The organism is Streptomyces sp. NPDC021093 (genome assembly GCF_044333135.1).
GTDB lineage: Bacteria > Actinomycetota > Actinomycetes > Streptomycetales > Streptomycetaceae > Streptomyces.
Window position 1 is genome coordinate 58376 of sequence record NZ_JBIRQJ010000012.1, and the last position, 18348, is coordinate 76723.

The following is an 18348-nucleotide window of genomic DNA, read 5'->3' on the forward strand; positions in this document are numbered from 1 at the left end:
ATGGCGTACCCCTGCTCTAGACGTTTGTCTTACACAAGCGTCTAGGGCGGGGGTACGCTGCATCCATGGGACATCGTGAGGATCTGCTCGAAGGCGCCAAGCAGTGCCTGCTGGACAAGGGGTACGCCCGGACCACCGCCCGTGACGTCGTCGCCGCGTCCGGCACCAACCTCGCCTCCATCGGCTACCACTACGGCTCCAAGGAGGCCCTGCTCAACCAGGCCTTCCTGGCCCTGACCGAGGAGTGGGGCAACGCGGTCGGCCCGGCGGGACGAGAGGGCGCGGCGCCGCTGCCCGCCGATCCGTACGCCCGCTTCGAAGCGGTCTGGGGCCAGGTCATCGACTCCTTCGAGATCAGCCGCAAGGTGTGGAAGCTGCAGCTGGAGGTCGTCACCCGCCTCGAACACGACGAGGCGCTGCGCGAGGCGATCAAGGGGCCGCAGGAGGAGGGCCGTTCGGGGATGGCGGAGGCCTTCCTCGGCATGGACCCCGAGGCCGACCCGGAGAAGGCGCGGGCCGCGGGCATGCTCACGCAGGCGCTGATGGCGGGCGTGATGGTGCAGTGGATGACCGACCCCGAGACCGCGCCGTCCGCGAAGGACCTGACGGCGGGCCTGCGGGCGTTCATGGAGCAGCGGCCCACGGCTCAGGAGAGCTGACCTCCGCATTCGTACCACCTCAATCACCGGCCACGCGCGCCCCATTGACGACACGTCAGGTGTTGAATACGGTGCGCGCGTGTTCATGTCTGGTGGTTTCGTATTGAATCTGCGAGGTGGCATGGTGCGTACGGGCGCGACAGGGCCGAGAAGCGGCCGGAGATTACTGAGCGCGGTGGTGGCACTCGCCGCAGCCGTCGGACTGAGTGTGACGGCCGGTGGCAGCGCCGCGGGCCGGCAGGGTGACCTGGGCAAGTTTCCCGCCGACGTCCACACGTACCTCGAAGACCCGGGGATGACGGGGGAGGGGCAGGAGCCCCCGCACGCCCGCCTCCGCCAGAGCGACGCCCGCAAGTGGGAGCGCAGTCTCGACGGACAGTGGCGGTTCAAGATCGCCGAACGGCCCGACAAGGCGCCCGAGGGGTTCTGGAAGGAGGGTTACGACACCTCCGGCTGGCAGCAGGTCAAGGTGCCGCACACCTGGCAGACCGACGACCTCGACCACCCGGTCTTCCGCAACGTCCAGTCCGAAATGGTGCCGGACGCCCCGCCGAAGGTGCCGCGCGAGACCAATCCGACCGGTGCGTACGTCCGCGACATCGACATGCCGAAGGAGTGGGACGGCCGGCGGCAGGTGCTCCGCTTCGACGGGGTGACCTCGGGCTGGTTCCTGTGGGTGAACGGGGAGTACGTCGGATACGACCAAGGGGGTTACGTCCCCGCCGAGTTCGACGTCACCTCTCACCTGAAGCCCGGCAAGAACCGCATCGCCGTCCAGGCCCACCGCTGGTCCGCGGGCTCCTACCTGGAGGACTACGACCAGTGGCGGTACGCCGGAATCTTCCGCTCCGTCACGCTCTACTCCACGCCTCGTACGCGCATGGAGGACGCGCAGATCAGCACTGACCTTGATGCCGCGTACAAGGACGCGACCCTGAGCGCGCAGGTTGAGGTGAAGGGCGAAGGGAACGGCCTCACGGTCTCCGGCACGCTCCTCGACCCGCGCGGACACGAGGTGCAGCGTCTCTCCGCCCCCGTGAACGGCGGCCTGGCCGACCTCACGGCACAGGTGAAGGACCCGGCCAAGTGGTCCGACGAATCACCGCAGTTGTACGTTCTCGCGCTCGCGCTGCGCGACGCCGAAGGACGCGCCGTCCAGTCCGTCCGGCAGAACGTCGGCTTCCGTGAGATCGAGATCAAGGACAAGCAGCTCAGGCTCAACGGCAAACGCGTCCTGATCCGGGGCGTCAACCGCGCCGAGACCGACCCCGACACCGGGCGGCACGCGACGAAGCAGCGCATGGAGCAGGACGTCGCGCTGATGAAGCGGCTCAACGTCAACGCGATCCGCACCTCCCACTACCCGTCCGACCCGTACCTCTACGAGCTCGCCGACCGGGAGGGCATCCTGATCGACGACGAGATGGAGGTCGAGACGCACAGCCACGAGAGCTGCCCGACCGACTGCCTCGCCGACCGGCCCGAGTGGCAGAAGGCCTTCCTGGAGCGCCACCAGGGCATGGTCGAGCGCGACAAGAACCACCCCAGCGTCATCATGTGGGACACGGGCAACGAGGCAGGACTCGGCAAGGCGCACTACGCGATGGCCGACTGGACCCGCAGGGCGGACCCGACCCGGCCGCTCTACCACCAGTCCAACTCGCCCGACGGGGACGCCCCGTTCGCGGACATCTCCGGGCCCCGCTATCCGACGCCCGCGGGCCTGCGCGAGAAGGCGAAGACCTTCACCAAACCGATCGTCATGGGCGAGTACGCGCACGCCATGGGCAACAGCCTCGGAAACTTCCGGGAGTTCTGGGACGTCGTCCGTGAACACCCCAACGTCCAGGGCGGGTTCATCTGGGACTGGGCCGAGCAGAACATCCGCCGCCCGCTGATCACCACCCCCGACTCCTCCCGCAACCGCATCGCGGCCTCGCTCTCCGGGAAGCCGAAGGTGGTCCCCGGCCACCGGGGCAAGGCCCTGGAACTCTCCGGTCTGGACGACTTCGTCGAGCTCTACCGCGACAAGGCCCTCGACCTCACCGGCTCGGCCGTCACCCTCGACGCCCGCATCAAGCCCCTCGAACCGTGGACCGGTGACTTCACCATCCTGAGCAAGGGCGAGCAGTACGTGCTGCGGATGAAGGACGCGCACACCCTCGAATTCACCCTCACCGGCGGCGGCAGGGCCCGCACCGTCACCGCCCCCGTCCCGGCCACCGGCTGGTCGGGCGCCTGGCACCGGGTCACCGGCGTGTACGACGGCAAGGCGCTGCGGCTGTACGTCGACGGAAAGCAGCTCGCCGAGACCCCGTACACGGGGAACATCGACTACACCGGCTTCGACCTGGGTGTCGGCCGCAACAGCGACACCATGGAGGACGGCTACGGGGGCCACACCGCCCGCGGCGCCGTCGACCAGGTCCGCGTCCACGGCACCGCGCTCGGCCCCGCCCAGCTCGCCGCCGACCAGGACCCCGCATCGGGAGCCCTGCTCGCGCTCGACTTCGACCGCTTCGAGAAGAAGGGCAGCTATCTCTCCTACGGGCTGTACGAGTCCGGCGTCGACGGCCTGATCTCCTCCGACCGCGGGGCGCAGCCCGAGACCGCACAGCTCGCCTGGGTGCAGGCACCGATCCGGATCACCGACGGCGGTGCACGCGAGGGCAGGGTCAAGGTCTTCAACGAGCGTGCGTTCACCGGGACTTCGGACCTGAGGCTCCGCTGGGAGGTGACCGAGGGCAGGAAGGTCGTGGCCTCCGGCACCCGTGCCCTGGAGGTGGCCCCGGGGGCGACGGAGGAGATCCGGCTGCCCGCCCCGCCCGCGAACCCCGGCGGCTACGAACGCCATCTCACCGTACGGGCGGTCACCGCCCGCGATGCGGACTGGGCGAAGGCCGGACACACCGTCTCCTTCGGACAGTTCGCGGTCGGCGGCGACAAGGTGCCGGGCCTCCCGGCGACGCTGCCCGCGACCGGCAGGGCGAAGGCCGCCGAGCAGGGCGGCGCGACCAGGGTGACCGGCGACTCCTTCTCGTACACCTTCGACAAGAAGTCCGGAACCCTGTCCTCCATGCGGTCCGGCGGACGTGAACTCCTCACCGCAGGGCCTGAGTTGGACGTCTGGCGCAACCCGATCAGCAATGAGCGCTTCGACTGGGGCACCGCCGAGTCCAAGCGGTGGCGGGCGCTCGGCCTCGACCGGCTGCGCACCACCGTGGACTCCACGGACACCACGACGGCCCCCGACGGCACGGTCACCGTCACCGTCCGCTCCACCGCCGCGGCCCCCGACGTCACCGGCGCGTCCTTCGGCCAGACGGTGACGTACCGCGTCGACGGCTCGGGCGCGGTCCGCGTCCAGCACCAGGTCGAACCGCGCGGCGAGTTCCGCAAGCTGTCGTACCTCCCGCGCATGGGCCTGCAGTGGAAGGTCCCGCAGAAGTACGACACCTTCCAGTGGTACGGGCGCGGGCCGGTCGAGAACTACAACGACCGCAAGGACGGGACACCGATGGGGACCTGGTCGACCTCGGTCCAGGACCAGTACGTGGACTACGTACGCCCCCAGGAGCACGGCAACCACGACGACGTCCGCTGGGCGGCGCTCTCCGACGGCCGCACCGGCGGGCTCCTCGTCTCCGGCGACCTGGAGGCGTCGGTCACCGCGTACGACGAGCTGGACCGGGCCGCCTACCCCCACCAGGTCCGCCGCAACGACGGCTGGAACACCTTCCACGCCGACCACGCGGTCACCGGCGTCGGCGACACCCCGAACCCGGTCCGCCCCGAGTACCGGGTCAGGGCCGACCAGTCGTACGACTACACCCTCACGCTGCGCCCGCTGACCCCGAAGGAGGCGGAGTCGACCCGCTGAAGGCCCTAGAGCCGCGCCGCCTTCAGCGACATGTGCAGCAGCAGCCGGTCCTCGCCCTCGTGGAGGTCGAGGCCGGTGAGCTGCTCCACCCGGGACAGCCGGTAGTAGAGGGTCTGCCGGTGGATGTTGAGGGCCGTCGCCGTACGGCCCGCCTGGCCCGCACAGTCGAGGAACACCTCGGCGGTGCGGGCCAGTTCGGCGTGCGCGGGGGTGAGCAGCGGACCCACCGCGGGGTCGACGGGGTGCCCCGGGCCGCTGTCGGGGAGGGCGGCGAGGAGGCGGTACGGGCCGATGGCCGACCATTCGGCGACGGGGCCGAGGTGCGGGCGGGCCAGCGCCGCGCGCACGGCGGCGGAGGCCTCGCGCCAGGCGGCTGGCAGGTCGGCGAGGCTGCGGACGGCGGTGCCGATGCCGACGGCGGAGGGGGCATTGCCCGACGCGCCACCTCCCGACGCGCCACCTCCCGACGCGCCACCTCCCGACGCGCCACCTCCCGACGCGCCCCCGGACGCACCACCCCCCGGCGTCCCCGCCAGCAGCGTCCTCGACGCCGACTGGGCCGGCCCCAGGTCCGCCCCCGCGCCCAGCCTGACGAGCACCGCCAGGCGGGGCCCGGAAGCCCCCGGCACCGGTACGAGCGTGAGGGCCGAGGCCCCCGGCACCGTACGCAGACCGGGCAGCGGCCCGGCCCACGGTGCGGCGCACAGCAGGGCGTAGGGCCCGCCCGCCCCCAGCGGTCCCGACAGTGCGGTGAGCGCGGCCTCCCGGCGGTCATCGGACTCGGAGGTGAGCAGGGTGAACAGATGCGGCCCGAGATCGGCGCGGGCCCGTGCCTCGTCGGCGAGCTGCGCGCCGATCCGGCCGCACACCGCCATCGCCGCGTCCAGTTCTGAGTCCGCCAGCTCGGTGTAGGGCAGCGTCGGCGCGGGGGCGTCCCCGGCCAGCAGCCACACGTACCCGAACACCGTCTCCCGGTGCCGCACCGGCAGGCACAGCCGGCCGCGCAGCACCCCGGCCCCCGGGTCCGCCGGAATGCGCACGGGTCCGCTCGCCGTCGCGATGCCGAAGCGCTCGAACCAGGCCTTGACCTCCGCCGTCGAGCGCCGCGTGAGGATCGACCGGGTGCGGACCGGGTCCATCGCGCCCGCGTCCTCACTGTCGTGCGCACCGAAGGCGATCAGCCGGAAATCCCGGTCCTCAAGGGTCGCCGGAGCGCCGAGCAGCGCGGAGATTTCGTCGACCAGATCCTGGTAATCGGCATTCACAGCCCCATTCTCGCACCGCCGGAACCCCTCTTCAGACAGATGTATGAGGCGGGGTGTCCGGATGCGTGACAGCTGTCGGTAGTCCAGGCTCGGCGCGATACCTAGATTTCACCGTGGTTATCCGTGCCGTCCCAGTTCTGTCACAAAACAGCTGGTCACGGCACCTTCGAGTCTTTTAGTTCAGTGGAGGTGCCCCGTGCTGGGTCCCGTGATCCTCGCCGCATCGCGCAGCGACCAGATGCGCCGTTTCGTCTCGGCTGCTCCGGGCACCAAACAGGTCGTCGGCCGGTTCATCGCCGGTGAGTCCGTCGACCAGGTGGTACCGATCGTCGTGGCCGCCGCGGCCAAGGGCCTGGAAGTCACGCTCGACGTCGTCGGTGAGGACATCACCACCGCCGAGCAGTCGTACGCCGCCCGCGACGCGTACCTCGACCTGATCGCACACCTCAAGGACCTGGGCCTGGGCACCAAGGCCGAGATGTCCGTGAAGCTGTCGATGTTCGGCCAGGCCCTCGAAGGCGGCCACGAGCTGGCGCTCGCGAACGTACGCCCCGTCGTCGAGGCCGCTGCCGCCATCGGCACCACGGTCACCCTGGACGCCGAGGACCACACCACCCTCGACTCGATGTTCGCCATCCACGAGGAGCTGCGGAAGGACTTCCCGGAGACCGGCTGCGTCATCCAGGCATACCTCTTCCGCACCGAGGACGACGCCCGCCGCCTGGCCGCCGCCGGCAGCCGCGTGCGCATCGTGAAGGGCGCCTACAAGGAGCCCGCCTCCGTCGCGTTCCAGGACAAGGGCGAGATCGACAAGGCGTACGTCCGGATCACGAAGATCCTGATGGAGGGCGACGGCTACCCGATGATCGGGTCCCACGACCCGCGCCTCATCGCCATCGCGCAGGAGCTCGGCCGCCGCGCCGGGCGCAAGCTGGACGAGTACGAGTTCCAGATGCTGTACGGCATCCGCAGCGAGGAGCACGTCCGGCTCGCCGCCGAGGGCCACCGGATGCGCGTCTACACGGCGTACGGCACCGACTGGTACGGCTACTTCATGCGCCGCCTCGCCGAGAAGCCCGCGAACCTGCTCTTCTTCGGCCGCTCGATCATCACCAAGAACTGACACACCCCCGCTTCGCCCCGCGACACCCCGCAACCTTCTGACGCAAGGAGCTATGGAACACATGGACGCAGTGACCCAGGTCCCCGCCCCGGTCAACGAGCCGGTGCACTCCTACGCCCCCGGTTCGCCGGAGCGTGCCCGCCTTGAGGCCAAGCTCAAGGAGCTGGCCGAGAACCCCATCGACCTCCCGATGACCATCAACGGTGAGAAGCGGATGGGCGGCGGCGACCGCTTCGACGTCGTGCAGCCGCACAACCACAAGTCGGTCATCGGTACGTACGCCAACGCGACGACCCAGGACGCGCAGGACGCGATCGACGCCGCCCTGGCCGCCGCCCCGGCATGGCGCGCGATGGCCTTCGACGACCGCGCCGCGATCATTCTGCGCGCCGCCGAGCTGCTGAGCGGCCCGTGGCGCGAGACGCTGGCCGCGTCCACGATGCTCGGCCAGTCGAAGACCGCCCAGCAGGCCGAGATCGACACCCCGTGCGAGCTCGTCGACTTCTGGCGCTTCAACGTCAAGTACGCCCGCGACATCCTCTCCGAGCAGCCCCCGGCGAACTCGGCCGGCGTGTGGAACCGCATGGACCACCGCCCGCTGGAGGGCTTCGTCTACGCGATCACGCCGTTCAACTTCACGGCCATCGCGGGCAACCTCCCCACCGCCCCCGCCCTGATGGGCAACGTGGTGGTCTGGAAGCCGTCCCCGACGCAGACCCACGCCGCCGTCCTGCTCATGCAGCTCCTGGAGGAGGCGGGCCTCCCCAAGGGCGTCATCAACCTGGTCACCGGTGACGGCATCGCGGTCTCCGAGATCGCGCTGAACCACCGCGACCTGGCCGGCATCCACTTCACCGGCTCGACCCCGACCTTCCAGTACCTGTGGAAGACGGTCGGCGAGAACATCGCCAAGTACCGCACGTACCCGCGCCTCGTGGGCGAGACGGGCGGCAAGGACTTCGTCGTCGCGCACCCGAGCGCCGACCGCGCCATCCTGAAGACGGCGCTGACCCGCGGTTCCTTCGAGTACCAGGGCCAGAAGTGCTCCGCCTCCTCGCGCGCCTACGTCCCGGCCTCGATCTGGAACGACGGCTTCAAGGAAGAGTTCGCGGCCGAGGTCGACTCCATCACCATGGGTGACGTCACCAACCTCGACAACTTCATCGGCGCCGTCATCGACGCCCGCTCGTTCGCCAAGAACAAGGCCGCGATCGACCGCGCCGCCGCCGACGCCTCCTGCACGATCGTCGCGGGCGGCACGTACGACGACTCCGAGGGCTACTTCGTCCGCCCGACGGTCATCGAGTGCTCGGACCCGGCCAACGAGGTCTTCCGGGACGAGTACTTCGGCCCGATCCTCGCCGTCCACGTCTACGACGACGCGGACTACGACGCGATGCTGGAGCAGATGGAGTCGGTCTCCGACTACGCCCTGACCGGCGCCGTCATCTCCAACGACCGTGCCGCGGCCGCCCACACCATGGAGAAGCTGCGCTACGCCGCGGGCAACTTCTACATCAACGACAAGTCGACGGGCGCCGTCGTCGGCCAGCAGCCGTTCGGCGGAGGCCGCGCCTCCGGTACGAACGACAAGGCCGGCGCCCCCCAGAACCTCCAGCGCTGGACCCTGACCCGGGCCATCAAGGAGACCCTGGTCCCGCCGACCGACTACCGCTACCCGCACCAGGGCTGAGCCCCTGCTGCTGCGGCAGCCCCCTGAACCCCGCCCTCGTCCGACCCCACATCGGACGGGGGCGGTGTTGTGTCCACGGCCGGTGTTGTGTCCACGGCCGGTCACGCATTCACGGCTTTCCTGGCCGCCCAGTGGGCAGACAGGACCTGCTGACCCCGAGCAATCCGCAGTCTCGGCGTACCCCCGCGCGAAAGATGTCTCGCTTACTCGTGCAAGTGAGACATTCTTCGCGCGCACCTCCTCCGCGCGCCCGCCAGAGCTTTCGCCACCGCGGACGCCAGGGCCCGCGCGGGCGACGGGCGGTCTTGTGGGTTCGTGATGGGCATGTCAAATTCAACGCTGGTGCCCCCACGGCACCGAAGCACGCGTACCTCCCTCGGACGGCCGGCCCAGAAGGAGATCCCCCATGCGCATCAGACGTACCGCCACCCTGTCCGCCCTGCTCCTCCTCACCTCTCTCGGCCTCGGCGCCACCCCCGCCGGGGCCGAACCCACGCCCGGCGCGGCCCCGTCGCTCTACGCCCAGGACTCCGCCGCACGCGCCGAGCTGGGTGCCGACAGCGCCGGTACGTACGTGGACGCCAGGACGGGCGGCCTGGTCGTCACCGTCACGACCGAACAGGCCGCGGCCAAGGTGCGCGCGTCCGGCGCCACCCCGAAGCTGGTGGCGCGCAGCGCCGCCCAACTGGCCGGTGCCATGCGGGAGTTGGAGGCAAAGGCGAAGATCGCCGGCACCTCCTGGGGTCTGGACCCCCGCACCAACCAGATAGCCGTCGAGGCCGACAGTTCCGTCTCCGCCCGCGATCTGGCCCGGCTGCGCAAGGTCGCCGACTCCCTCGGCGGCGCGGTGCGGATCGCCCGCGTCCCCGGCGTCTTCAAGAAGGAGATCATCGGCGGCGACGCCATCTACGGCGGCGGGTACCGCTGCTCCTCGGCCTTCAACGTCAAGAAGGGCACGTCGACGTACTTCGTCACCGCGGGCCACTGCACCAACTCGGCGAGCTCCTGGTCGGCGACGTCCGGCGGGTCGGCGGTCGGCGTCCGCGAGGGCACCAGCTTCCCGACCAACGACTACGGCCTCGTCCGCTTCACCGACGGCTCCAGCCCCGGCGGCACCGTGAACCTGTACAACGGCTCCGCCCAGGAGATCTCCTCGGCAGCGGACGCCGTCGTGGGGCAGTCCCTCAAGAAGAGCGGCTCCACCACCAAGGTCACCAGCGGCACCGTCAGCGCGGTCAACGTCACGGTCAACTACGGCGAAGGACCGGTCTACGGCATGGTCCGTACGACCGCCTGCTCGGCCGGCGGCGACAGCGGCGGCGCCCACTTCGCGGGCACGGTCGCCCTCGGCATCCACTCGGGCAGCTCCGGCTGCACGGGCACGGCGGGCTCCGCCATCCACCAGCCGGTGAAGGAAGCGCTGTCCGCGTACGGGGTGACCATCTACTGACCGGAAGCGCACGGGTGGGGGCGGTCCCGTGCCCCCACCCGTGCGAGGGTGCGAACGTGTTCGAGATTCTTCCGGACCGGGGAATGGTCCTTCCGCACAGCGCCGGAACCCTCGCCTACGGCATGTCCGAGCAGGCCGCCCAGTGGGCCGTCGCGACACTGTGCGATGTGCGCGAGTCGTGGGTGTGCGGACTGGAGTGGTCGTTCTCGGCCACGTACCGGGGGCTGGACCTCCTGGTGGGCGGGGAGCACGCCGACGGGATGAACACCCTGTATCTCGAACGGGCCGGAGACCCGCCCCTCGGGCCCGCCGCCGTGCCCGTCGTCCTCGACGGGGTCGACGTGTGCGGGTATCCGCAGGACGAGGTGGCGGAGGCCCTGGCGGGACGGCCCCCGCACCCCCGGCTCAAGCTGTGGCGCAGCCACCTCCCCGACGCGTACCTGTACGCCGTCCACCTCGGCCCCGCCCGCCCGCGCTCCGGCCGGCTCAGCTCCAGCCGAGCACGATGAGCGTCAGCCCCGCCGCGAACCCCGTCCCCAGCAGCACCAGATACCCCGGGTAGAGCCTGCGCCAGCGCCGCATCAGCAGCCCGAACGCCGCGAAGCCCAGGCCCACGGCGAGCGTGCGGGCGCCGCGTGCCTTCGCGGAGGCGAGCAGCCAGTCCGTGGCGGGGAGCTCGGCGCGGCCGGCCTCCGCCGCGTACACCTTGAACGGGATGCCGTTCCAGGGCTGGTGGCGGACGGCTGCCGCACCCTCGGCGACGAGTTGCGCGCGCACCTCCGCGCGCATCAGGTCCGTGGTGAGCGGGGCGGGCAACTGCACGCCGGACGAAGCGAGTTGGAGCGTGAGGAGACTGCCCGCCAGGCTGCCGGCGAGGGCGGTGGCGGAGAGTTTCAGGGCGGCTCGCGGCGCGGCCACGCAGGCCACCGCGAGCAGGAGCTCGGGCATCAGCGGCCAGCTCAGCGCCTCCGCGCCCGCCCACAGGAACGCGATCGGCAGCCCCCAGCGGGAGGCCGCGACCGCCGCGACACGGCGCCGTACGGCCGAGTCGCGGAGCGATTCCGCGTTCGTACGGTGGTGGAGTGCGGCCACCGCGTCGCGGGCCTCCTGCGGGGTGACGGTCGACGGCAGCGGGTCGCCGATCCGGATGCGTACGAGGGCGGAGCGCAGGCGGCCGTGCTTGGGCAGGAGGCGGTTGGTGCCCGCGATGCCGACGGGAACCACCGGGACTCCGGCCCGTTCGGCGAGGAGCAGGGCGCCGCGGTGGAAGGAGCCGACCGCACCGGCCCCACCGGCGCCCCGGGTCCCCTCAGGGAAGAGGACGACGGCACGGCCCGCGCGGAGCTCGTCGCTCATGGACAGCAGGTCGTCGAGGCCGCCGCCCTTGCGGCGCACCGGGAAACCGGCCGCGAGACGACGGCAGACGCGGCTGCGCCACGGGGACGCGAACCAGTAGTCGGCGGCGGCGCCGATCGCCGGGGCGTGCCGGGCGTCGAGCGCGGCGAGCAGGGCGGCGGTGTCGGCGTGCGAGGAGTGGTTCGCGACGACCACGCAGCCGCCGCGGGGGAGGCGCCCGCGGCGCTCGACGCCACCGGTGAGGGTGAGGAGGCTCCACCAGAGGGCGCGGCGGAGCAGGGCGGGGGTGCGGTGCGGGGCCGGGGTCCGTACAGGTGCGGTTGTCGTACTCACAGGGTCACCACCATCGCGAGCAGGAGGGCGATCAGGAGGGAGTCGATGCGGTCGAGCAGGCCGCCGAAGCCGGGCAGCCAGCTGCCCGCGTCCTTCACGCCGGACTCGCGCTTGACCATGGATTCGAGGAGGTCGCCGAGGAGACAGCCGAGCAGGACGGCGGCCCAGAGGACGGGGGTGAAGGCTCCGGCCGCGGCCAGGGCGGCGGCGGTCGCGGCCGCGCAGCCGGCCACGCCCGCCCAGGTCTTGTTCGGGGAGAGGGGCGAGAGCGGGCGCGCGAGGGGGCCGTGCTTGCCCAGCGCGGTGCCGCCGCACCAGGCACCGACGTCGCCGAGGGCGACGGCGAGACCGACGGCCACGGCGGTGTCCTGCCCGAGGAGGACGAGGCCGGTCAGGGCGGCCGGGATCCAGAGCATCCCGAAGGCGGTCCTGGCGGTCCGGGTGAAGCCGTGGTCGGCGTCGCCGGTGAGGATCGCGGGGAGGGCGGCGGCGACGAGGAGGAGGGCGAGGGCGCGGAGGTCGAGGAGGTGCGGTGCGAGCCAAGCGAGAGTGGGGAGGGTGAGGGCGGCTGCGGTCAGCGGGATGAGGTCGGTGGGGAGGGTGGGGCGGTGCGGGGTTCGGTTCACCGGGGGTGGGGTCCCGTTTGCCGGGAGGGCGGGCCGGTGCGGGGGCCGCTGCGCGGGCTGTCTCCCCGCCCCGCCCCTTCCCGAAAGCGCCGGCCGCGCGGCTGCGTGAACGGTTCCGTGCGGGTGCGTCGTGGCCGGTCGCGCAGTTCCCCGCACCCCCGAAGGGGCGTGCTTCGCGGCCCCCGGGGGCGGGAACGCCATCCGGCCGTACTCCAGTACCCCCACCACCCCCAGGCCCGTCGCCAAGGCGACCGCGCCCGGGGTGCCGAGCCACAGCGCGCCCACGTACAGCGGAGCCGCCAGCGCCCACGTCCGCCACCGCTTCCACAGTTCGCCGCGCATCCGCACCCGCGCCGGGACCAGTGCCAGCGCCACCCCGCTCACCGCCAGCACCCCCGCCACCAGCATGGGAACCCGCGCGCTCACAGCGACCTCCACAACCGCGCGCACCGCACGACGGCCGTGAGGGCCGAGCCCGCCGCCAGGACGGCCAGCACCCAGAAGGCCCAGCCGGGCACGGCCGCCGCGACGACCACCAGCAGGCAGCGTTCCGTCTTGCCGACCGGGCCGCCGTTCAGGCGCTCGGCGCCCGCCGCCGCGCCCGCCAGGGAGACCCAGGAGGGGAGTGTCGCGGCCAGCCCCGCGGTGGCCACCAGCCACAGCGGGGCCAGCGTCAGGAAGCCCGCGACGACGATCAAGTCGGCGGCCCGGTCGCCCAGTTCGTTGAGGAGCGCGCCCCGTCGTGTCGTACGCCCCGTGTCGCGGGCCAGCGCCCCGTCCAGGTTGGCGAACGCGAGCCGTGCCGCGAGAAGCACGGCGACCGGCAGTGCCGCGTACGGCGCGGGCACCAGGGCCAGCACCGCAGCCGCGCCCGCCGCGCACACCACTCCGGCGGCGGTCAGCGTGTCCGGCGACACCCGGCGGCGGACGAGCGAGGCGCGTACCCCGGACAGCCGGGCCGCGTACCAGGGCTTCAGGGCGTAGAGGCCGGCGCCGGGCGACCGGGGAGACGTCTTCGTGGACATGTCCCCAACTCTGCTGCGGTATCCGGCAGTACGACACGGCACGCGTACTCAAAGCACATCTGAGTACCCGTTACGGCCGGGGCCTGGGAGAGTGCTGTGCATGACTGAGTACGGGACGACGACGCACGGGACGCCGAACGGGACGACGCACGGGACGACGACGCACGGGGCGACGACGGTGCGCACCGTCCACACCGCCCACCTCACCCCCGCCGAGCTCGTCGAGGTCCGCGCCCTCCTCGACACCGCCTTCGACGGCGACTTCGCGGACGAGGACTGGGAACACGGCCTCGGCGGCATGCACGCGCTGATCAGCGAGGGCGGCGAGATCGTCGCCCACGGCAGCCTCGTCCAGCGCCGGGTGCTGCACCGCGAGCACTCGCTGCGGGTCGGCTACGTCGAAGCCGTCGCGGTACGCGCCGACCGTCGGCGACAGGGGCTCGGCGGCCGGATCATGGCGGCCCTTGAGGAGATCGTCGACGGGGCGTACGTCTTCGGCGCGCTGTCCGCGTCGGAGGCAGGGGCCGCGCTCTACCTGGGGCGCGGGTGGCAGGTGTGGCCGGGGGAGCTGTCGGCGCTCGGCCCGGCCGGTGTCGTACGGCTGCCGGAGGAGGAGGGCACGACGTACGTACGGCCCGCCGCGGGGCGGTCGTTGCCGGACGCGGAGGCGGGGCTCTTCTTCGACTGGCGGGACGGGGACGTGCTCTGACCTCTGAGGGGAGCGCCTGCGGGGAGTTCCGCGGGGAGCTCCTGCGAGGAGTTCTGCGGGGTCACTCCTCGACGTTCCTGGTGACGTCCCGCTTGACGCCGCGCCACCCCGCGACTCCGCCCACCAGGCCCGCGGCCGCCATGACGGCCAGTACCCACGGGTGCTCCGCCACGAAGTTCCCGTAGCCGCACACGTAGAGCACCGCGAGCGCCAGCACGGACAGTCCGAGCAGCAGGAGCATCCTGCTCAGCCGTTTGCCGAAGACGACCCGCTCGCCGGGCACCGGTACGAGCGTGTCCAGTTCCGCCGCCGGGCCCGCGCTCGCCGCCTTCGGGCGCTTGAAGTACATGTAGAAAGCCCAGTGCCCGCACGGCTCCCACGCGTCGGGGGCCAGCCCGGCGGTCCTGGCCGCCCGCTCCTTCGCGTTGTTCGCCGGCTCCCGCCGGTACTCCCAGCGCAGCGCGGCCGACGGGTCGCGGCGGCAGACGTACCGGCCGACGCGGTCGATGCGCTCGACCTCCCAGCCCTGGTCGCCGTACTGGTTGAGCAGCCTGCGGTCGTTGTAGATGTCCGTGGTCCACTTCCAGGTCTCGGCCCCGCCGGACGGTTCCTCGACGGGTGCGCCCCCGGTCAGCCGCGCCGCGAACTCCTCCGGTGCGCCGAACTCCTCCGCCGGGTCGGCCGCGCCCCCTTCCGCGACGGCCCCGTCCGTCACGTACGCGGTCAGGTCCGCGACGGTCGCCGTGACCTCGGCCTCCGGCATGCCGCCCGCGCGGAGGGCGGCGCCGAGCCGGTCGAAGTAGGTGTCGTTGGCAGTCATCATGATTCCCCCGTGGTGAGCGATGCGGTGAGCGTGTTCCGTACCGAGGTGTGGAACTCCAGCCAGGCGCCGGTCTGTTGGGCCAGTGCGGTGCGCCCCTCGCCGGTGAGCCGGTAGTAGCGGCGGCCGGGTCCGCGCTCGGTGGCGCGGAACTCCCCGACGACGTACCCGGCCTCTTCGAGCCGGTTCAGGACCGGGTAGAGCGTGCCGCCCTTGATGTCCCCGAGCCCCGCCCCGGCCAGCGCCTTGGAGATCTCGTACCCGTAACTCTCGCCCTCCGTGAGGCAGGAGAGGACGAGGAGGTCGAGAACTCCCTTGAGCCAACTGGATCTGCGATCGGGCTTGCGGTCTGCGGCCATGCCGGTATTCCACCACCAGCTAGATAGGAATGCAACCTAGTTGGGGGAGTTATCTAGATGGCGGTCCCGGGCCAGTCCGTGCAAGGGGTCGGGCGTGATCGCGTCTCAGATAGTAGGAAGTCCGAGTAACTGTGGAGACAGCTGCCCGTACCTGCCCTAGCTTTGTAGGAGCCGAACGTCTCGCTCCATCAGCGAATGGCGGCCGCGGGCCGGTGCCCCGAAGCAGGCAACCCCTGCCGCACCCGCTCCCCGCCTCTTTCCGGCGCCTCACAGATGCAGCAATTCCCCCTGCACTTCCATGCCTCTGAAGGAGTCGATCCCCCCATGTCCGAGACGACGATGACGATGCACGCCGCGATGCACACCGCGATGCACCCGGCGGCCGCCCGCCGGGTCCGCCACTCCTCCCGTTCCGACCGGGCCGCCGACCGCAAGCAGGCCGCGGCCGCGCTCCAGCGCGCCCTGGACCGCCGGGACAACGGCGGCGAGACCGGCCACTGAGCCGCTCCCGGGACGGATCGCACGTCGCGTCCATATGGTGGACGCGACGTGTCATCCCCTGGGACGCGGAGTAGGGTCCCGGACATGTCTCGCAGCATCAATCTCGCAGTGATCCCCGGTGACGGCATCGGCCAGGAGGTCGTGGCCCAGGGCCTCAAGGTCCTCAACTCCGTCCTTCCGCAGGACGTGAAGCTGGAGACCAAGGAGTACGACCTCGGCGCCCGGCGCTGGCACCGCACCGGGGAGACCCTCCCGGACGCGGAGATGGCCGCGCTGGGGCAGCACGACGCGATCCTGCTCGGCGCCATCGGCGACCCGTCCGTCCCCTCCGGAGTGCTGGAGCGCGGTCTGCTCCTCAAGCTGCGCTTCGCCTTCGACCACTTCATCAACCTCCGCCCGTCGAAGCTCTTCCCGAACACCTCGACGCCGCTGGCCGGCCGCCCGGAGATCGACTTCGTGGTCGTACGCGAAGGCACCGAGGGCCCGTACACCGGCAACGGCGGCAGCCTGCGCACCGGCACGCCCGCCGAGGTGGCCACCGAGGTCAGCCTCAACACGGCGTACGGCGTGGAGCGCGTGGTCCGCGACGCCTTCGAGCGCGCGGCGGCCCGCCCCCGCAAGAAGCTGACCCTCGTCCACAAGAACAACGTGCTCGTCTACGCCGGCCACCTGTGGAAGAACACCTTCGACAGGGTCGCCGCCGAGTACCCGTCCGTCACCACGGACTACCTGCACGTCGACGCCGCGACGATCTTCTTCGTCACCCAGCCGGAGCGCTTCGACGTCATCGTCACCGACAACCTCTTCGGCGACATCCTCACCGACCTGGCCGCCGCCGTCTCCGGCGGAATCGGCCTGGCCGCCTCCGGCAACATCAACCCGACGGGCGCGTTCCCGTCGATGTTCGAGCCGGTGCACGGCTCCGCGCCCGACATCGCGGGCCAGGGCAAGGCCGACCCGACGGCGACCGTGCTCTCGGTCGCGCTCCTCCTGCGGCACCTCGGTTACGAGCCCGAGGCCGTCCGCATCGAGGCCGCGGTCTCCGCCGACCTCGCCGGGCGCAGCGCCTCCGCGGTCCGTACGACGGACGAGATCGGCGACGCGCTCGCGGCACGAGTAGCGGGCTGACCCGAAGGCTCTCCGTCCCCTCCACTCCTGCCACGACAGCCGCCGGGTCCCACCACCCGGCGGCTGTCGCTTTTCCGGCCCCGGGTGCGACCATCAACCCCTGGGCCGCACACCGCGCCAAACACGCCATTTCATCCCTGCACCCCCGAGAGCGATAATCGAACTCAGGGTCGCAGTATGAGAGGAAGCTCGGCCGTCCTGCTTCGGTGGGGCGTGAGCGCGGCCCTTCCCAGACGACCGGTGAAGGAACGTACTCATGACGACGCTCACGACGATCGAGCTCAAGCCCTCATCCACCCCGCTGGCCTCGGCGGAGCGCGAGGCGATCCTCGCCAACCCCGGGTTCGGCCGCCACTTCACCGACCACATGGTGACCATCCGGTGGACGGAGGGCCGCGGCTGGCACGACGCCCAGCTGGTGCCGTACGCACCGTTGTCCATCGACCCGGCGAACATGACCCTGCACTACGCGCAGGAGATCTTCGAGGGCCTCAAGGCGTACCGCCGCCCCGACGGGTCGGTCGCCACCTTCCGCCCGGAGGCCAACGCCAAGCGCTTCCAGTCCTCCGCGCACCGCCTCGCGATGCCGGAACTGCCCGTGGACACCTTCATCGCGGCGTGCGACGCCCTCGTCAAGCAGGACGAGGCCTGGGTCCCGGCGCACGGCGGCGAGGAGTCCCTCTACCTGCGCCCCTTCATGATCGCCAACGAGGTCGGCCTCGGCGTCAAGCCGGCCAACGAGTACCTCTTCATCGTGATCGCCTCGCCGGCCGGCGCCTACTTCCCGGGCGGCGTCAAGCCGGTCTCGGTCTGGCTCTCGGAGAACTACGTCCGCGCGGTGCCCGGCGGCATGGGCTACGCCAAGACCGGCGGCAACTACGCCGCGTCCCTGCTCGCCCAGGCCGAGGCCGCCGAGAAGGGCTGCGACCAGGTCGTCTGGCTGGACGCGCTCGACCACAAGTGGGTCGAGGAGATGGGCGGCATGAACCTGTACTTCGTGTACGGGGACAAGATCGTCACCCCGGAGCTGACGGGCTCGCTCCTCGCGGGCGTCACGCGTGACACGCTGCTGAAGCTCGCAGGTGACCTGGGCTTCTCCTCGGAGGAGGGCCGGATCTCCACCGACCAGTGGCGCGCGGACGCGGAGTCGGGAGCCCTCACGGAGGTCTTCGCGTGCGGCACGGCGGCGGTCATCACGCCGGTCGGCCATGTGAAGTCGGCCGCGGCACAGTGGACGACGGCGGACGGCCGGCCGGGCCGCGTGACGATGGCGCTGCGCAAGGCACTGCTGGAGATCCAGACGGGGCAGGCGGCGGATTCGCACGGGTGGATGCACGAGCTGGCGTGAGCACTGGCGGGCGGGCGGTGTCGGGGGCGTGCCGTCGCGGAGGGGGCGGCTCCGCGTGGGGGCCGCCCCCTTG

Annotated in this window: 16 protein-coding genes; 10 read left to right on the forward strand and 6 right to left on the reverse strand. The window is 71.5% G+C overall.

All coding sequences use genetic code 11. The features are described from left to right. Positions 1–65 precede the first annotated feature (65 nt). Together ACH4SP_RS32945 and ACH4SP_RS32950 are read left to right on the forward strand one after the other, a co-directional pair. Positions 66–659: a TetR/AcrR family transcriptional regulator gene (locus tag ACH4SP_RS32945; RefSeq protein WP_398420411.1), complete on the forward strand. Its 594-nt coding sequence runs from the start codon at positions 66–68 to the stop codon at positions 657–659. Between the two features lie 178 nt (positions 660–837). Then, the gene (locus tag ACH4SP_RS32950) at positions 838–4539 is read left to right on the forward strand and encodes a glycoside hydrolase family 2 TIM barrel-domain containing protein (protein WP_398420413.1); all 3702 of its coding nucleotides are present in this window, start codon (positions 838–840) and stop codon (positions 4537–4539) included. Positions 4540–4544: 5 nt separating this feature from the next. Here ACH4SP_RS32950 and ACH4SP_RS32955 read toward each other — a convergent pair whose 3' ends face one another. Beyond that, positions 4545–5804 (reverse strand): PucR family transcriptional regulator, encoded by a 1260-nt coding sequence (locus ACH4SP_RS32955; RefSeq protein WP_398420415.1) that lies wholly within the window; start codon positions 5802–5804, stop codon positions 4545–4547. A gap of 196 nt (positions 5805–6000) precedes the next feature. On the opposite strand from ACH4SP_RS32955, the gene ACH4SP_RS32960 reads away from it, so the two are divergent. The 4 genes from ACH4SP_RS32960 to ACH4SP_RS32975 all read left to right on the forward strand — a co-directional run bounded on the left by ACH4SP_RS32960 (position 6001) and on the right by ACH4SP_RS32975 (position 10579). Next, complete coding sequence (locus ACH4SP_RS32960; RefSeq protein WP_398420417.1) at positions 6001–6927, forward strand: proline dehydrogenase family protein; 927 nt, start codon at positions 6001–6003, stop codon at positions 6925–6927. 61 nt (positions 6928–6988) lie between these two features. Next, the gene (gene pruA, locus ACH4SP_RS32965; protein WP_398420419.1) at positions 6989–8620 is read left to right on the forward strand and encodes an L-glutamate gamma-semialdehyde dehydrogenase; all 1632 of its coding nucleotides are present in this window, start codon (positions 6989–6991) and stop codon (positions 8618–8620) included. A 406-nt stretch (positions 8621–9026) separates the two neighbouring features. Beyond that, entirely contained in the window at positions 9027–10070 is a 1044-nt protein-coding gene (locus tag ACH4SP_RS32970; protein WP_398420421.1) for a S1 family peptidase, read from the forward strand. Between the two features lie 56 nt (positions 10071–10126). Then, on the forward strand, positions 10127–10579 hold the full coding sequence (locus tag ACH4SP_RS32975; RefSeq protein WP_398420423.1) for a hypothetical protein: 453 nt from the start codon (positions 10127–10129) through the stop codon (positions 10577–10579). Here ACH4SP_RS32975 and ACH4SP_RS32980 read toward each other — a convergent pair. From ACH4SP_RS32980 to ACH4SP_RS32990, 3 genes are read right to left on the reverse strand one after another with little or no spacing between them, the layout of a single operon-like run. Then, positions 10557–11759, reverse strand: a complete 1203-nt coding sequence (locus ACH4SP_RS32980; RefSeq protein ID WP_398420425.1) for a lysophospholipid acyltransferase family protein — start codon at positions 11757–11759, stop codon at positions 10557–10559. The genes ACH4SP_RS32975 and ACH4SP_RS32980 overlap by 23 nt on opposite strands. Beyond that, on the reverse strand, positions 11756–12793 hold the full coding sequence (locus ACH4SP_RS32985) for a phosphatidate cytidylyltransferase (RefSeq protein ID WP_398420791.1): 1038 nt from the start codon (positions 12791–12793) through the stop codon (positions 11756–11758). The genes ACH4SP_RS32980 and ACH4SP_RS32985 overlap by 4 nt, the downstream gene beginning before the upstream one ends. Positions 12794–12807: 14 nt before the next feature. Beyond that, entirely contained in the window at positions 12808–13410 is a 603-nt protein-coding gene (locus tag ACH4SP_RS32990; protein ID WP_398420427.1) for a CDP-alcohol phosphatidyltransferase family protein, read from the reverse strand. A gap of 100 nt (positions 13411–13510) precedes the next feature. On the opposite strand from ACH4SP_RS32990, the gene ACH4SP_RS32995 reads away from it, so the two are divergent. Next, positions 13511–14119, forward strand: a complete 609-nt coding sequence (locus ACH4SP_RS32995; protein ID WP_398420429.1) for a GNAT family N-acetyltransferase — start codon at positions 13511–13513, stop codon at positions 14117–14119. A gap of 61 nt (positions 14120–14180) precedes the next feature. Here ACH4SP_RS32995 and ACH4SP_RS33000 read toward each other — a convergent pair whose 3' ends face one another. After that, positions 14181–14942, reverse strand: a complete 762-nt coding sequence (locus ACH4SP_RS33000) for a hypothetical protein (protein ID WP_398420430.1) — start codon at positions 14940–14942, stop codon at positions 14181–14183. Beyond that, positions 14939–15298: a PadR family transcriptional regulator gene (locus ACH4SP_RS33005; protein ID WP_398420432.1), complete on the reverse strand. Its 360-nt coding sequence runs from the start codon at positions 15296–15298 to the stop codon at positions 14939–14941. The genes ACH4SP_RS33000 and ACH4SP_RS33005 overlap by 4 nt, the downstream gene beginning before the upstream one ends. 324 nt (positions 15299–15622) lie before the next feature. Between ACH4SP_RS33005 and ACH4SP_RS33010 the strand changes: the two genes are divergently transcribed. From ACH4SP_RS33010 to ACH4SP_RS33020, 3 genes are all read left to right on the forward strand, one after another. Then, entirely contained in the window at positions 15623–15799 is a 177-nt protein-coding gene (locus ACH4SP_RS33010) for a hypothetical protein (RefSeq protein ID WP_398420807.1), read from the forward strand. 84 nt (positions 15800–15883) lie between these two features. Further along, entirely contained in the window at positions 15884–16927 is a 1044-nt protein-coding gene (locus ACH4SP_RS33015) for a 3-isopropylmalate dehydrogenase (protein ID WP_398420434.1), read from the forward strand. A 256-nt stretch (positions 16928–17183) separates the two neighbouring features. Then, the gene (locus tag ACH4SP_RS33020; protein WP_398420436.1) at positions 17184–18275 is read left to right on the forward strand and encodes a branched-chain amino acid aminotransferase; all 1092 of its coding nucleotides are present in this window, start codon (positions 17184–17186) and stop codon (positions 18273–18275) included. The last annotated feature ends 73 nt before the right edge of the window (positions 18276–18348 follow it).